Raw genomic sequence first — 14,593 nt, forward strand, 5'->3', positions numbered from 1 at the left:
ACTGCTCGCAGGGCGGAACCAAGCTGGAGAGCTGCGGGCCCGCCCCGGATCTCCGGGGTATCGCCAAACGGGGCTCAATACTCCCGACAATCAGCCGGTCACGCTGAAGTCCTTGCGCGGCAACGTCGTTCTGATCCGGCGTCTGCCGCCGGCGCTTGCTTGACAGTTGTTTCGGTTGATTCTTGACACTCCCTGGATGAGGGAGTGAGCATGGCCGCGCGGCGGGATTAGCCCGCGACGCCCCCGATTGCCGACGGGTTATCGACTAGTCAGGTGTCCGAAAAGTCACGTCGCTTGATGTCAGGACTGGCCGCTGAGGCCAGTGCCCCCACCAAACCATTTGGCTCCGGCACCGCCTTGGCCACCAGCGCCACCGACACCGACGATGGCGCCTTTGCCGCCGCGGCCTCCCATGTTGGCATCCCAGGTGTTACCGGTAGCCCCGCCCGCCCCGCCGGCGGAACCGTCTGTGCCGGCCCCGCCGTTGGCAACCCCGGCGCCAAAGAACCCCCCATTGATCGCGAAGGCGCCACCACCACCGCCGCCGCCGGTGCCTGCTCCGCCAATTCCGGGGTTGCCGCCTTGGCCGGTGCCGGGCGCGACACAGGAGGCCCAACCGCCCAAGCCGCCTGTGCCACCGACACCTGCGGCGGAGGCGGCCCCACCGCCGCCGCCACCACCGCCGCCGGTAGCGATACCGCTGTCCGTGACACCACCTCCACCGCCGCCGCCACCGGCGCCCCCGACTCCGCCTGCGCTCCCGGAAGCAGTGGCACCGGCACCGCCGCCCCCGCCGTGGCCGCCTCCCGCCCCCAAGCTGAGGCTAAAGCCGTCGTATTCGAAGGCGCCACCGCCGGTGCCGCCGACGCCGCCCGTGCCGCCGGTACCGCCGCCGCCCCCGCCACCGGTGCCGCCGGTACCGCCACCTCCGGCGCGGCCGCCAACCCCGCCGCCGCCACCACCACCGCCAACACGGACGTCGTCGCCCGTCCCCGAGATACCCAAGTTGAAGCCGCCGGTGCCCCCCGCGCCGCCGGTACCGCCGCCGCCACCGGTGCCGTTGATACCGGCACCGCTGGAGTTGCCACCGAAGCCACCGGCGCCGCCGACACCGCCGTTGCCGCCGAAACCGCCGAAGCTCAACGCGTTCTGACCGTTGCCCGCGCCGCCCGTTCCGCCGGTACCGCCGCCGCCGCCGGTGCCGCCCAGGCCGCCGGTGCCCGGGTGGCCTAACAGGATTCCGCCGGTGCCACCAGCACCTCCCGCACCGGCAGCTCCGCCGGCCCCGCCCGTGCCGCCATTGCCGGCGACGATGTGGGCTGCATCTGCTGCCGCGCCCGCGCCGCCCGTCCCGCCCATCCCGCCGGTGCCGCCTGTGCCGCCGGCCCCGCCGAATCCGCCCAGCAGCGCCTGGTTGGCGCCGCCGGCACCACCTTGACCGCCCGCCCCGCCGACAAAACCAGTGCCGCCCTTCCCTGCGGCGACGGTGCTGTCGACGCCGGCATGACCGGCCCCGCCGGTGCCACCAGCCCCGCCGGTTCCACCGGCGCCGTTGAGCGACAACAGCTGAATGTTGGGCCCGCCGACGCCACCGTTGCCGCCGGGAGCGCCAGTCCCGCCGGTGCCGCCGGGCCCGCCGGCCCCACCGTTACCGCCTCCGATCCACCCATTGGCGCCCCCGGCCCCGCCGTTACCGCCGATCCCTCCCGACGAGCCGCCGATCCCGCCAGCCCCGCCGTTACCGCCGTGGCCCCACAGGCCGGCCGCGCCGCCGGCCCCGCCGCTACCGCCGGCCCCGTTGCCCGTGCCTGGCTTGCCCGACCCACCGTTGCCGCCGTTGCCGATCAGCCACCCGCCGGCCCCGCCGGCTTGTCCGGTACCCGGCAGTCCGTTGGCACCGTCACCGATCAGTGGGCGCCCGGTCAGCGTCAGGAAGGGTGCATTGATCGCGCCCATTACCGCGTCCTGCGCGGCCTGCAGCGGTGAAGCGGCGGCGGCCTCCGCGCTGGCATACGAGCCGGCACTTGTGGCCAGAGCCCGCACAAATTCGTCACTGAACGCGGTCGCCTGCGCCTTGAGCGCCTGGTACTCCTGGCCGTGGGCGGAAAACAGCGCCGCGACGGCCGCCGACACCTCGTCGCCGGCAGCGGCCAGCACCTGCGTTGTCGAGGTTGCCGCCACCGTATGTGCGGCCCGAAGCGCCGACTCGATACGGGCCAAATCCGCTGCGGCCGTGGTCATCAACTCCGGCGCCACAATCACAAACGACATGTCGGTTCCTTCGGCTCGGTGACATCTGTGCCCGAACGTCGCCAGCCATCGGCTCGCATCAGAGGTTGTCCGCGGTTCGCGGTCATGGTGTCTTCCTCCGTGTGGCTCGGCGGCAACAGCACGACCCAAGCGTTGCCCTATCCGACGGAGGTGTCTTAGGTAGTCCACTACTTCAATCGCCGCACTGAACCTCACGGATCCACGCGTAAGTTGACAGCCCCGCGAACGTTGGGCGCGGTGGCAGCCCGGCGGCAGAGAAGCGGCTTTGAGCCCCGCCCGCCCCACCTCAGACGTGCACATTCAAAACTTAGATTCGGGACTCATCGGTTATCCATCGTTCAGGTGGATCCGCTGACCTGTGCCCAGGCGTCCCGTACGGCGCGTAGGGCGTCCCTCGCCGTGACCTGGAGGCGGGTTTGTCAATGTCTTCGCTCAGCCGCCCGTGCGGCAGGTGGGTGCGTGCCAATGCTGTGCCACCGATGAAGTGGATGCTGTCGCCGAAGTCCCGGGCCAGGAAGGCCAAGAGGTGAGAGATGAGGTGATCACGTTCGACCTGTTCAGCTGCGACACCGAATTGTTCTGCGACGGAGGCCTTTTCGTCGCTGTTCACTGATGGGTCCAGCCCCTGGCGCGCTTCAGTGATGCGCCACGTCGCTGTTCGATCGCCAATGCCTTCAGGCGGTCCTCATCGCTGCGCTCGTACAGCGCCGCGACGGCGGCCGGAACATCGATTTCGGCGTCGCCGAGTTCAGGGCGGTGGGCAAGATCCAGGATTGTCTGCTCGGGTGTGGTAACCAGGGTCGATCCGAGTTCGGTCTCGTAGCGTTCGGCGTCCAATCGTTGGGTGTCCCGCTTGACGAAGCGGACAACCGCAGTGCGGTCAGACAACACGATGGGGCGATGCTGGGCTGGGACGGCGACGGTCGCTGTGGCCAGCGCGCGTGGAATCACTCCGTAAAGCCGTGCGGCGCTGACGCCCATGACGACTATGTCGTCCGGGCCGTAGATCGCCGAAGCGATACCTGCCGCAGCGGTTTCCAGGCCCGGCATCCAGCTGCGTCCCACCAGTTCCTGCGGCACGACGACGTAGTAGCCGTCGGTGAGACGGTGCAGGAGTCCGCGTTCGCGCAGACGGGCCACCTCAGCAGCGGGGTAGGCGTAGGTGTGTTTCGCCTGCGCGGGGCGGAACGTGCCGAGTGGATGCGCGGCCAGGCGAGTGGGGACCGCTGTGCTGTGCTTTCGCGCCATGATCGCTCCTTTACTACGCAAAACATAGGCTAAAAACCTATTAAATGCATACTGGAGGCTCGAAGCCGCGACGTCGGCGGTGGTGATCGACGGACTACGTCACGGAACCGCGCACCGGCGATCTCGAGCTCAAGATCGGCCTGCACGCCGGCCCGTGCATCGCGGTGGACCTCAACGAGCGCCTCGACTATTTCGGCCAGACAGTGAACATTGCGGCGCGCGTCCAGGCGATCGCGGACTCGCGCCAGATCGTCTGCACCGACCATGTGCGCGACGCGCCGGGTGCGGCCGAGGTGATAACCGAACTGCACCCGGTAGGCGCGCGCGAGATGGCGGCTCTCAAAGGGGTCGACGGTCACGTTGGTGTCTGGCGCTATCGGTAGGTCGGCACCGTCCAGCGCGGCGCGGATCTCGAACTATCTTGCGCCACTGGGCATTTCATTACCCGACCAGCACCCCTGAACGTCGTGGCCCCGGCTATCCCCGCCAAACCTCAGGACTACGCGGGCTTGCGGGCCGAGTTATCCGCGCTGGCCGTTGGGACCGGCTCGTCGCCGTCTGTCCGGGCAACCCCCGCGGCGAGGTGCTTCAGCAACTCGGCCTGGATCAGCCGACGTCCGGGCGCGAGCCGGTGCGAGAGCCCGTTCAGCAGGATCAGCGTGCGCCCGACGAGCGCGAAGTCCTCCGGGATCTTGCGCAGGCTCGTCTCGCCCAGTATCTCGAAGAAGCCGGCCTCGGTGTCGCTGTCGCCGATCATCATCAGCATCAGCGTGCGCAGGTTCTCGGGTTTCATCGACGCGACGTCGAAGCCAAGCTGCTCGGCCGCAGCCAACGCGGATCGCGAGTCGCCGATCATCGCAGAGACCATCATCGTCGCGACAAGCCGCGCGAATCCCGGCGGCAGCTCCTTCGCCAAGCCGAAATCGAGAAGGCCGATCCGGGCGTCGGGCAGGATCAGTAGGTTCCCGGGGTGCGGATCGCCGTGGAAGAAGCCTTGTTCGAAGATCATGGTGCCGTAGAGCGCGCCGATCTTGCGCGCGATCTCCGCGAGCTTGTGGCCCGCTGCGACAAGCTCTTTCGTACGCGCGACCTGAATGCCTTGGAGATACTCGAGCACGATCACGTTGTCGCCGCACAGCTCTGGATGGACGCGGGGGACGACCACGAAGGGGACGTCAGTGAGGTTCTTCGCGAGCCGCTCGGTCGAGCGCACCTCGCGCCGGAAGTCGAGCTCAAACTCGATGAAGCGCGTCGTCTCGGTGACGAGCGCTCGCAAGTCGATGCGCCGCTGCACGAGCATGACGATCCTGACGACGCGGCGCAACATGCCGAGGTCGAGCGGAATGATCTTCGGGATCTCGGGATAGCGGATCTTCAGGACGACCTGGCTGCCGTCGCGCAGCGTCGCGCGGTGCACCTGCGCCAACGAAGCGGCGGCGAGGGCCCGGCGGTCGATCGTCGCGAAGACCTCATCAAGAGGGCGGCCGAGGTCGCGCTCGACGAGCGGCCGCAGCGTCTCGAAGGGGCGCGGCGGCACTGCGTCGTGAAACTGGCTCAGTTCCTCGATGAAGGGCGCCGGGAAGAAGTCGGCCCGTGCGCCCTGGATCTGGGCGGCCTTGGTGAAGGCTCCGGCCAGCGAGAGCGCGACGCGCTTGATCTCGCGGGCCGCTGCGCCGTGCGCGCGCTGCCAGTCGGCGTCGTTCGTAGGCCACAGCGCGCTTCGATCGCGAGCCAGCAGCAGCAGGTAGCGGGGCAGGACGCGCACGACCGCAAGCGCCACGCGCAGGACTCGGACGATTCGCAAGTGCCGGATCACGAAGCCGCAGCGCGCCTTTGCTACCGAACTAGCGAGAGGCGAGGCGCTTGCCGCGTGCTTGGGGCGATCGTGGGCACGGTGTTATTGTGGCCGGTTAGTTGGTCATTCTCAACACGTGCTCGCCCAGAGGACCCCGCCATGACGTCTCGTGTCTGGCAGCGCTCGGCGCCTTCTCGGGAACGGTCGTCACCCCCTCCTTCTCCTGACGGCTCCGCTGACTTCGACCTGTTCCTGCCGCTGCGTAGCGCCGGCTCGCTCGAGAACCCCTACCCGGTTTACTCCCTGATCCGCACCGTACGGCCCGTGCTCGAGGTGCCGGTCCCGAACTACGCCGGCCCCGGCGTGTGGATGCTGACGCGCTACCGCGACGTCCACTCGGTGTTGCGCGACCCGCGTTTCTCGGTCGAGCGCCTGCGCGCGCCGCTCGTGCGCGACAACCTCGACCGGATGCCGGAGTTTCTGCGCCGGAGCGCCACGGGCATGCGCTCGATGCTGGTCATGGACCCGCCAGACCACACGCGCGTCCGCAAGCTCGTCAACAAGGCCTTCACGCCCAAGCGCGTCGCCGCGCTGCGCGGCCACATCGAGGCGATCGTCGGCGAACTCGCCGACGAGGCGCAGGCGAAAGGCACCTTCGACCTGATTCACGACGTCGCCGAGCCGCTCCCGGCCATCGTGATCGCTGAGCTGCTCGGCGTCCCGGCGGAGGACCACCGTCAGTTCCGTCAGTGGTCGAGCGCGATGATCAACGGCTTCGGATCACCCAGCGCCGAGGCACGCGCGACCAGCGCGGCGGCGGCGCGCCAGGTATTCGACTACCTCGCCGATGTCATCGCTGCCCGCCGCCGCGCCCCGCGCGAGGACCTGATCAGCGCGATGATCGCGGCCCAGGAGGAGCGCGACGCGCTCACCGATGCAGAGCTGCTCGCGACCGGCAACCTGCTGCTGCTCGCCGGCCATGAGACAACAACGAACTTGATCGGCAACGGCACGCTCGCCCTGTTGCGCGAGCCCGATCAGTGGAAGCGGCTGTGCGAGGAGCCCGCGCTGCTCCCGACCGCAATCGAAGAGCTGCTCCGCTACGACGGGCCCGTGCAGGCGACGGTGCGCGTCGCGCTTGAAGACGTCGAGATCGACGACCAGGTCATCCCGGAGGGCTCGCTCGTGCTGGTGAACATCGGCTCGGCAAACCACGACCCCGACATGTTCAAGGACCCAGATCAGCTCGACCTCGCGCGCGCCCCAAACCCACACCTCGCGTTCGGGTTCGGCACGCACTTCTGCCTCGGTGCCCCGCTCGCGCGGCTCGAGGCGCGGCTCGCCTTCGACGCACTGACGAAGCGGTTCCCGGGGCTCTCGCTCGTGGATGACCTGCCGGTGTACCGGACGAATCCGGTACTGCGCGGGCTCACGCGCCTCGAGGTGGCGGCGTAGGCGCAACGCATTACAGCCCCCACTCAAATCAGGTATGGCGCTGGCTGACGGTGACATCCGGGATCAGTGGCGTGGCGAGTACCGTCAGCTCTCGTGGAGATCTCCTGCGCGTTTGCGACGTCGTCGACCACTCCCCAACACGTCCAGCTTGCTGAAGAGCTGGGCTACACACGTGCATGGCTCTACGACTCGCCGGCGCTCTACCCTGACGTGTGGATGGTGCTGAGCCGGTGCGCCGAGCGCACGACTCGCATCGGCCTCGGTCCCGGGGTGCTTGTCCCCAGCCTGCGACATCCGATGGTCAATGCCGCCGCGATCGCCGAGCTCGCGGATCAGGCACCCAATCGTGTGGCCGTCGCGATCGGCTCGGGGTTCACGGGGCGCTTCACGCTGGGGCAGCGACCGATGCCGTGGCGGCGCGTCGCCGAGTACGTCCGCTGCCTCAAGGCGCTACTGGCAGGCGAGCCGGCCGAGTGGGACGGTGCCACGATCCAAATGCTGCAGCTTCCCGGCTTCGGCGCGCCGCGGCCGCTGGCTGTGCCCATTCTGATCGGTGCGGACGGTCCCAAAGGGTTGGCGGTGGCGGCCGAGCTGGGCGACGGCGTTTTTTCCGCGGCCGTCCCTCAGCCGGACGCCGTGAAGGTGGCCGACTGGCGCGCGTTGCTGGCGTTCGGCACCGTCCTAGACGACGGTGAGGAGTTGACGTCGCCGCGGGTGGTCGCTGCCGCCGGCCCGGCCGCTGTGGTGCTCTACCACGCGATGTACGAACGGGGCGGCGCAGCGGCCGTCGACTCGTTGCCTGGTGGACGTGGCTGGCGCGCAGCGATTGAGGCTGTGCCCCAACACGAACGGCATCTCGCGATCCACGCCGGTCATCTCGTCGAGGCGAACCCTCGGGACGCACCTCACGTCGCGGAGCTGGTCCCGATGGCGAGCTCGATGGCTTTGACGGCGACCCGTGACGAGATGCCGGGCAAGATCGCCGCGTTGGGTGCTTCGGGCGTCACCGAAGTGGCGTATCAGCCGGCGGGTCCGGATATCGAGCGTGAACTACGTGCGTTTGCCGCCGCTGCCGGCCTGACCGGCGTCGGCAACTAGCGGCAGCACGAATCACGCACTGCCACAACGTAGTGCGGGCCGCCGTGTCGAATGCGGCCGGCCGCCGATGTAGTCGTGCGATCGAACTGGCGGCACATTGACACGACTCCCGTCGGGAGCCGCCTTACACACGTAATGTGGCACCGATGGACGGTGTTGCAGAACTGGTACCGGTGCTGCCGGCGCACCGCTTTGATGAAGGCGCCCTCGCGCGGCACCTGCGCGGCCAACTGCCGGGCTTCGACGGTCCATTGAGCGTTCGCCAGTTCCAAGGCGGACAGAGCAACCCGACCTTTCACCTGCACACCGCCGAGGGTGAGTACGTCCTTCGCAAGAAGCCCCCGGGCACCTTGTTGCCGAGGGCGCATGACGTGCAACGCGAACACCGCGTGATGTCAGCGTTGCGCGACACCGATGTGCCGGTACCCCGCATGCGCGTGCTGTGCAACGACGAATCCGTCATTGGCACAGCTTTTTTCATCATGGATTACGTCCCCGGGCGCATCTTTCACGACCCGGCGTTACCCAACAGCAGTCCGGCACAGCGTGCGGCGATCTACGATGACCTCGCTCGGGTGCTCGCCGCGCTGCATGGTGTGGACTGGCGTGCAGCAGGACTGGAGGGGTTCGGCCGGCCGGAGGGTTACCTGCAGCGTCAGGTGGCGCTGTGGACGAGGCAGTGGCAGGGCGCGCGCGTGGAAGACATGCCGGAGATGGACATGCTGGCGCAATGGCTGCCAGAACACCTGCCATCGGACAATGAGCCGTCGTGCATCGCGCACGGCGACTACCGCTTGGGTAATGTCCTGATCCATCCGAGCGAGCCCCGGATTGTTGCGGTCTTGGACTGGGAACTGGCAACCATCGGCCATCCGTTGGCCGACCTCGGCTATACCTGTCTGACTTACCATCTTTCGCCGGAATTCAGCGGCACCAAAGGCGTGGCGGGACAGGACCTCACGGGCACCGGCATACCCGATGAGCAAGCCTTCGTGGCGAGCTACTGTCGGCACGCGGACCGGGAGCCACCCCGGTCGCTCGACGCCTTCATCGTGTTCTCCATGTTCCGCCTCGCCTCCATCACCGCTGGCGTGTGGCGGCGCGGGCTCGATGGCAATGCGGCCGACTCCCGGGCCGGCACATCAGAGGTTCGGGACCGCTACCGCGCCCTGGCGCGGATGGGGTGGGCTTTGGCGCAACGACTTTCGGACGGGTGAGGCGGCCCGACTTGCCATTTCTCCGTTCGGCAGCCTTGTTCGGCCAATGCGCGGCAAGGAAGGCTGCGCGAGGGGTTCAAGGAGCAAGCGATGGATGGCCGATCTGCGGTAGGTGCTGCGAAGTTGCGTACTTTTCTTGGATGGGTGGCGCGCACGAGTGTCCGACTGCCGAGCACAGGAGGTCGCCCAACCGACGAGCACGTTGACAACAGCCAGGATGATGCTGGGCTACGCCGGGCCCGAGGGCGCGGCCATTCACGGCGACGAGGAGACTGTTTCCGAGCGCCTCGATGAACTGGCCGCGGCGGGCGTCGACGTGTTCGTCGGAACCGTCTTCGACCCGTCCCGAGAGGTGCCTGAACGGTGCGTTCGTTGCTTTTAATGAAGGACCAGAGTGCCCAAAACGGACCTGGGAAGGAACTGGCATGACAGCAGAAACCGGGACGGCGTTGCGGATCTGCCCGCTGTGCGAGGCGACCTGCGGCCTTACATTGACCATAGTCGACGGCAGGGTGGTCGGTGCTCGCGGCGACCGTGATGACGTGTTCAGTGCGGGTTTCATCTGTCCGAAGGGCGCGAGTTTCGGCGAGCTCGATAACGATCCCGACCGGTTGACCGGGCCCCTCGTCCGGCGTGGGGGAGTGCTGACCGAAACCAGCTGGGAGGAGGCCTACGCGGTCGTCGCAGACCGCCTGGGTGAGGTTATTCGCGAGCACGGCGGCCCATCCGTCGGCGTCTACTTCGGTAATCCGAGCGCACACACCGTCGCGGGTAGCCTGTACGCGCCGTTGGTCATTCGCGGTCTTGGCACCCGGCAGGTGTACAGCGCGAGCACGCTCGATCAGATGCCCAAGCACGTCGCGCTCGGTCTGATGTTCGGCAGCCCGGTCGCGTTCACGGTGCCCGATCTCGATCGCACCGACTATCTGGTCATCATCGGCGCCAATCCATTGGTGTCCAACGGCAGTTTGGCCACCGCCCCCGACTTCCCCGGTAAGCTGCGTGCGCTGCGTAAACGCGGGGGCAAGCTCGTCGTCATCGATCCTGCCCGCACGCGGACGGCCGAACTGGCTGACCGCCACCTCGCACCGCGACCCGGCACCGACGCCGTATTGCTGTTCGCCATCGTGCACGCGCTTTTCGAAGAGGGCCTTGTCGCAGAAGACCTCGGCGGAATCGCGCAGCACGTCAACGGCGTCGACGAAATCCGCGCACTGTCCGATGAATTCGCGCCGGAGGCTGTCGCTTCGCACTGCGGAATATCCGCTGATGACATTCGCGTGCTGGCCCGCGAGATAGCGGCGGCGCCGACTGCGGCCGTGTATGGCCGAATGGGTACCTCCACAGTGGAATTCGGTGCGATTGCCAGTTGGTTGGTAGACGCAATCAACATCCTGACCGGAAACCTCGACCGACCGGGCGGAGCGATGTTCCCCCTCGGCGCGACGGCGCCCACACCCCGCCCGCCGAAGCCGGGCCGAGGGTTCCGAATCGGGCGTTGGCACAGCCGTGTCTCGGGCCACCCCGAGGTGATGTCGGAGCTTCCCGCCGCCGCGCTCGCCGAGGAGATCGACACCGCGGGGGAGGGTCAGATCAAGGCGATGATCACGATCGCCGGAAATCCCGTGTTGTCGGCGCCCGACGGCGATCGGCTCGACCGCGCGCTCGACAGCGTTGATTTCATGCTCAGCATCGACCCCTACCTCAACGAGACCACCCGTCACGCCGACGTGATCCTGCCGCCGCCCCCGCCGGCGCAGAGCGCCCACTTCGACTTCGCGCTCAACAACCTTGCGGTGCACAACAACGTGCGCTACTCACCGCCAGCTCTGCCGCTGGACGCACGGCCCGACGAGCCGGAGATCCTGTCGCGCATCGCACTGATTCTCTATGGCCTGGCACCGGACGGCGACGTCGCGCTGGTTGACGATCAGGTGATTGCGACGACGTTGACCAAGGAGGTCGCCGACGCGGACTCACCCGTCGCCGGGCGCGCGGTCGACGAATTGACCGCGATGCTTGCCCACGGCCCCGGCTACGAACGACGGCTGGACATGATGCTCCGGCTCGGGCCCTACGGCGATGCCTTCGGCGCCAACCCCGACGGGCTCACTCTGGAACGGCTCAAGGCCGCGCCGCACGGCATCGACTTAGGTCCGTTGCAACCACGGCTTCCCGAGGTACTCCGAACCCAAACGGCGCGAATCGAACTCGCGCCCGAGCCGCTGATCGCCGACGTGGCGCGGCTGCGCGACTCGGTCGGCCTCCGCCAAGGCCCGTTCATGCTGATCGGCCGGCGCCATCTGCGCTCCAACAACAGCTGGATGCATAACGTGCCGGCGCTGTCAGGCGGCACCAACCGCTGCACCCTGCAGATCCATCCGGACGACGCCGTCGACCTCGGGCTCAGCGATATTGCGGTGATCAAGGGCCCGGGCGGTGAAATCATTGCTCCGGTCGAGGTGACCGATGCCATGCGGCGGGGCGTCGTCTCGCTGCCGCATGGGTGGGGACACGATCGCGGCGGCACGGGGCAGAAGCTCGCGGCAAGCCAGCCCGGTGTCAACGTCAATCAACTCAACGACGGCACTCATCTCGACCCGCTATCAGGCACCGCCGTGCTCAACGGCATCCCGGTCGACATTGCCCCTGCGGGCTGATGAGTAGGCGCTTCGCTCACGCAGCCGATGGTGGGCGCACGATACAGCGTGGGTCGCGATTCAGATTCGCGTGGCGAGGCAACGCGCCCAGGCGCAATGAACGCTCTGCTCATGTGGTCTCCGGCGGTGACTGGCTGGCGCTCGCCGAGAAATTCGGCTTGACGTCGCAGCTGGAAGACATAGCCACCCGTTGAACGCGATTGCGGGTGGCCGCGCCAGCAAAGGGTTGCTTGCACTGCCGCAGCACGGGTACCCGCATGGGCACCATGACCGAAACGTCCTACCGAAGCATCGATGACATCGACCCGTGCGTGCGTGTTTACGGCACGCGGGTTCACAATCTACGAGGGATCGACCTCGTGGCACCTCGTGACGCATTGGTCGCGTTCACCGGCATCTCTGGATCCGGGAAATCGTCGCTGGCGTTCGGGACCATCTATGCCGAGGCCCAACGCCGCTACTTCGAATCGGTCGCTCCGTACGCCCGTCGCCTGCTCCTACCAACGGGCGCACCAAAGGTGGATGACATCACCGGGCTGCCGCCCGCCGTCGCGTTGCAGCAGCGTCGTGGCTCGGCGACCTCGCGGTCGACGGTCGGCACCGTTACCACTCTGTCGAATCTGTTGAGGATGCTGTTCTCCCGCGCCGGAACCTACCCTTCGGGGGCCACAGAACGACTTGACTCCGACGCCTTCTCCCCGAACACCGCGGTCGGGGCGTGCCCGGAATGTCACGGGCTCGGGCGAATCCACCGGATGACCGAAGAGACACTCGTGCCAGACCCGTCGCTGAGCATTCGGGAGGGGGCCGTGGCAGCCTGGCCAGGGGCCTGGCAGGGACAAAACCTGCGCGACATCCTGATCACGCTGGGCTACGACATCGACAAGCCATGGCGGAAACTCCCCAAGCGGCAACGCAACTGGATATTGTTCACCGACGAGCAGCCGACAGTCGAGATCGATCCGACGCAGCATCCCGTGCAGGCCGACTATTACTACAACGGCACGTTCACCAGCGCTGAGCGTCATGTCCGCCACACGTTGGCCAATTCGCACAGCGCGAAAATGCGTCGCCGCGTGCTGCAGTTCGTCGACAGCGTCGATTGCCCGGTGTGCGACGGATCCGGGCTCAGGCCCGAAGCGCTGAAAGTGAAATTCGCCGGTCGCACAATCGCGCAGTACGCGGCGATGCCGTTGACCGATCTGGCAGAGACGCTGCGCCCGACGGCATCTCGCAGCGATGCCGCTGCCGCGTACGAGTCGGCGGAATCCGGCGAGCTCACGGAAGTGGCGACCATGATCGCCGCCGATCTGGTCGCACGCCTGCAAATACTGATCGATCTCGGCCTCGGCTACCTCACGCTCAGCCGCCGCACGCCAACCGTCTCACCCGGTGAACTGCAGCGCTTGCGGCTGGCTACCCAACTGCGTGCCGGCCTGTTCGGCGTGCTCTATGTGCTCGACGAACCGTCCGCCGGACTCCACCCCGCCGACGCCGAGCCACTGCTCGATGTACTCGATCGGCTACGGCGGGCGGGCAATTCGTTGTTCGTGGTCGAACACGACATGGACGTGGTCCGTCGTGCCGATTGGATCGTCGACGTCGGACCCGGGGCCGGCGAGTTGGGCGGGCAGCTCCTCTACAGCGGCCCGGTAGCGGGTCTGGCGGACGTCGAGGAATCGGTCACTCGCAGATACCTTTTCGGCGGCCCGGAGCGGGCGCCACGTCCGCCCCGCACGCAGTCCGGGCGATTGCGACTTCGCGATATCTCCTTCCACAATTTGAGAGACCTCGACGTCGATCTGCCCTTGGGTCTGTACACCGCCGTCACCGGAGTCTCCGGTTCAGGTAAGTCGACGCTGGTGGTCAAGGTCCTCGGCGATGTCGTGAACAGCCATCTCGGAACGGCACGTGCGGCCGAGTCCGCCGAATCCGACGACGACGAAGCCGGCAGTGAGGTCATCGATCTTGATCGCGACGCGAGCGTGGGTGTCAGGGCAGACGGAGTCGAGGAGATCGACCGATTGGTAGTGGTCGACCAGCGCCCGATCGGGCGGACGCCGCGCTCGACGTTGGCGACCTATACCGGATTGTTTGATGCCGTGCGCCGTGAGTTCGCCGCAACCGCCGCGGCGCGTCGACGCGGTTGGACCGCGGGCAGGTTTTCCTTCAACGTGGCGGACGGCCGCTGTCCCACCTGTCAGGGGGAGGGGTTTGTAGCGGTCGAATTGTTGTTTCTGCCAGGCACATACGGCACCTGTCCGTCGTGTCGTGGCGCGCGGTACTCCGACGAGACACTCGAGGTGCGCTATCGCGACAAGACGATCGCCGACGTGCTCGCGATGACGGTCGATGAGGCCTTCGAGTTCCTTGCCGACGTCGCCAGCGCATCGCGGAGCCTGACCACGCTGCGGGAGGTGGGGCTGGGTTATCTCCGTCTTGGACAGCCCGCGACCGAGCTGTCGGGCGGTGAGGCGCAGCGGATCAAGCTCGCCTCCGAATTACAGCGACCCCGGCGCGGGCATACCCTCTACGTCCTAGACGAGCCGACCACAGGGCTACATCCGGCCGACGTGGATCTGCTCGACGCGCAGCTGCATCGTCTGGTCGACGCGGGCAACACCGTCGTGGTGGCAGAACACGACATGCGCATGGTCGCGGGCGCCGACTGGGTGATCGACCTTGGTCCCGGCGCCGGCAGCAATGGCGGCAGGGTGATTGCGGTGGGCCCGCCACGAACGGTGGCAAGGGCCGAAAACAGTCGTACCGCACCTTATCTCGCGAAGTGGCTGGCGCAGTCTGCTATCGCCTGAGAAGCGGACGCGTATGTGTCTTCGACGCCTCCGCAA

9 protein-coding genes and 2 pseudogenes are annotated in these 14,593 nt (G+C 67.4%); 7 read left to right on the forward strand and 4 right to left on the reverse strand.

Annotated elements, in window-relative coordinates; all coding sequences use genetic code 11:
- Nucleotides 1-300: 300 nt before the first annotated feature.
- From QXK92_RS00085 to QXK92_RS00095, 3 genes and pseudogenes are all read right to left on the reverse strand, one after another.
- Nucleotides 301-2,271, reverse strand: a complete 1,971-nt coding sequence (locus QXK92_RS00085; protein ID WP_306239644.1) for a PE family protein — start codon at nucleotides 2,269-2,271, stop codon at nucleotides 301-303.
- Nucleotides 2,272-2,668: 397 nt separating this feature from the next.
- Nucleotides 2,669-2,881 (reverse strand): annotated as a pseudogene (locus QXK92_RS00090) (nucleotidyl transferase AbiEii/AbiGii toxin family protein); the annotation flags it as partial.
- Nucleotides 2,878-3,519: a type IV toxin-antitoxin system AbiEi family antitoxin gene (locus tag QXK92_RS00095; RefSeq protein WP_306239645.1), complete on the reverse strand. Its 642-nt coding sequence runs from the start codon at nucleotides 3,517-3,519 to the stop codon at nucleotides 2,878-2,880. The pseudogene QXK92_RS00090 and the gene QXK92_RS00095, both read right to left, overlap by 4 nt.
- 110 nt (nucleotides 3,520-3,629) lie before the next feature.
- Between QXK92_RS00095 and QXK92_RS00100 the strand changes: the two are divergent.
- Nucleotides 3,630-3,902 (forward strand): annotated as a pseudogene (locus QXK92_RS00100) (adenylate/guanylate cyclase domain-containing protein); the annotation flags it as partial.
- Between the two features lie 116 nt (nucleotides 3,903-4,018).
- Here the strand turns inward: QXK92_RS00100 and QXK92_RS00105 are convergent.
- Entirely contained in the window at nucleotides 4,019-5,299 is a 1,281-nt protein-coding gene (locus QXK92_RS00105) for an AarF/ABC1/UbiB kinase family protein (RefSeq protein WP_306239646.1), read from the reverse strand.
- Nucleotides 5,300-5,473: 174 nt separating this feature from the next.
- On the opposite strand from QXK92_RS00105, the gene QXK92_RS00110 reads away from it, so the two are divergent.
- The 6 genes from QXK92_RS00110 to QXK92_RS00135 all read left to right on the forward strand — a co-directional run bounded on the left by QXK92_RS00110 (nucleotide 5,474) and on the right by QXK92_RS00135 (nucleotide 14,557).
- Nucleotides 5,474-6,769, forward strand: coding sequence for a cytochrome P450 (locus QXK92_RS00110; RefSeq protein ID WP_306239647.1), 1,296 nt, complete (start codon nucleotides 5,474-5,476; stop codon nucleotides 6,767-6,769).
- Nucleotides 6,770-6,862: 93 nt separating this feature from the next.
- Nucleotides 6,863-7,867 carry an LLM class flavin-dependent oxidoreductase gene (locus tag QXK92_RS00115; protein WP_306239649.1) on the forward strand — a complete coding sequence of 335 codons (1,005 nt, stop codon included), beginning with the start codon at nucleotides 6,863-6,865 and terminating at the stop codon, nucleotides 7,865-7,867.
- Nucleotides 7,868-8,013: 146 nt separating this feature from the next.
- Nucleotides 8,014-9,084 carry a phosphotransferase gene (locus tag QXK92_RS00120; RefSeq protein WP_306239650.1) on the forward strand — a complete coding sequence of 357 codons (1,071 nt, stop codon included), beginning with the start codon at nucleotides 8,014-8,016 and terminating at the stop codon, nucleotides 9,082-9,084.
- Nucleotides 9,085-9,286: 202 nt separating this feature from the next.
- A complete protein-coding gene (locus tag QXK92_RS00125) occupies nucleotides 9,287-9,466 on the forward strand; it encodes a hypothetical protein (protein WP_371934475.1) in 180 nt (59 codons plus the stop codon).
- A gap of 43 nt (nucleotides 9,467-9,509) precedes the next feature.
- The gene (locus tag QXK92_RS00130) at nucleotides 9,510-11,744 is read left to right on the forward strand and encodes a molybdopterin oxidoreductase family protein (protein WP_306239651.1); all 2,235 of its coding nucleotides are present in this window, start codon (nucleotides 9,510-9,512) and stop codon (nucleotides 11,742-11,744) included.
- Nucleotides 11,745-12,010: 266 nt separating this feature from the next.
- A complete protein-coding gene (locus tag QXK92_RS00135) occupies nucleotides 12,011-14,557 on the forward strand; it encodes an excinuclease ABC subunit UvrA (protein WP_306244057.1) in 2,547 nt (848 codons plus the stop codon).
- Nucleotides 14,558-14,593: the final 36 nt, after the last annotated feature.

The organism is Mycobacterium sp. TY815, assembly GCF_030755135.1.
Taxonomy (GTDB): domain Bacteria; phylum Actinomycetota; class Actinomycetes; order Mycobacteriales; family Mycobacteriaceae; genus Mycobacterium.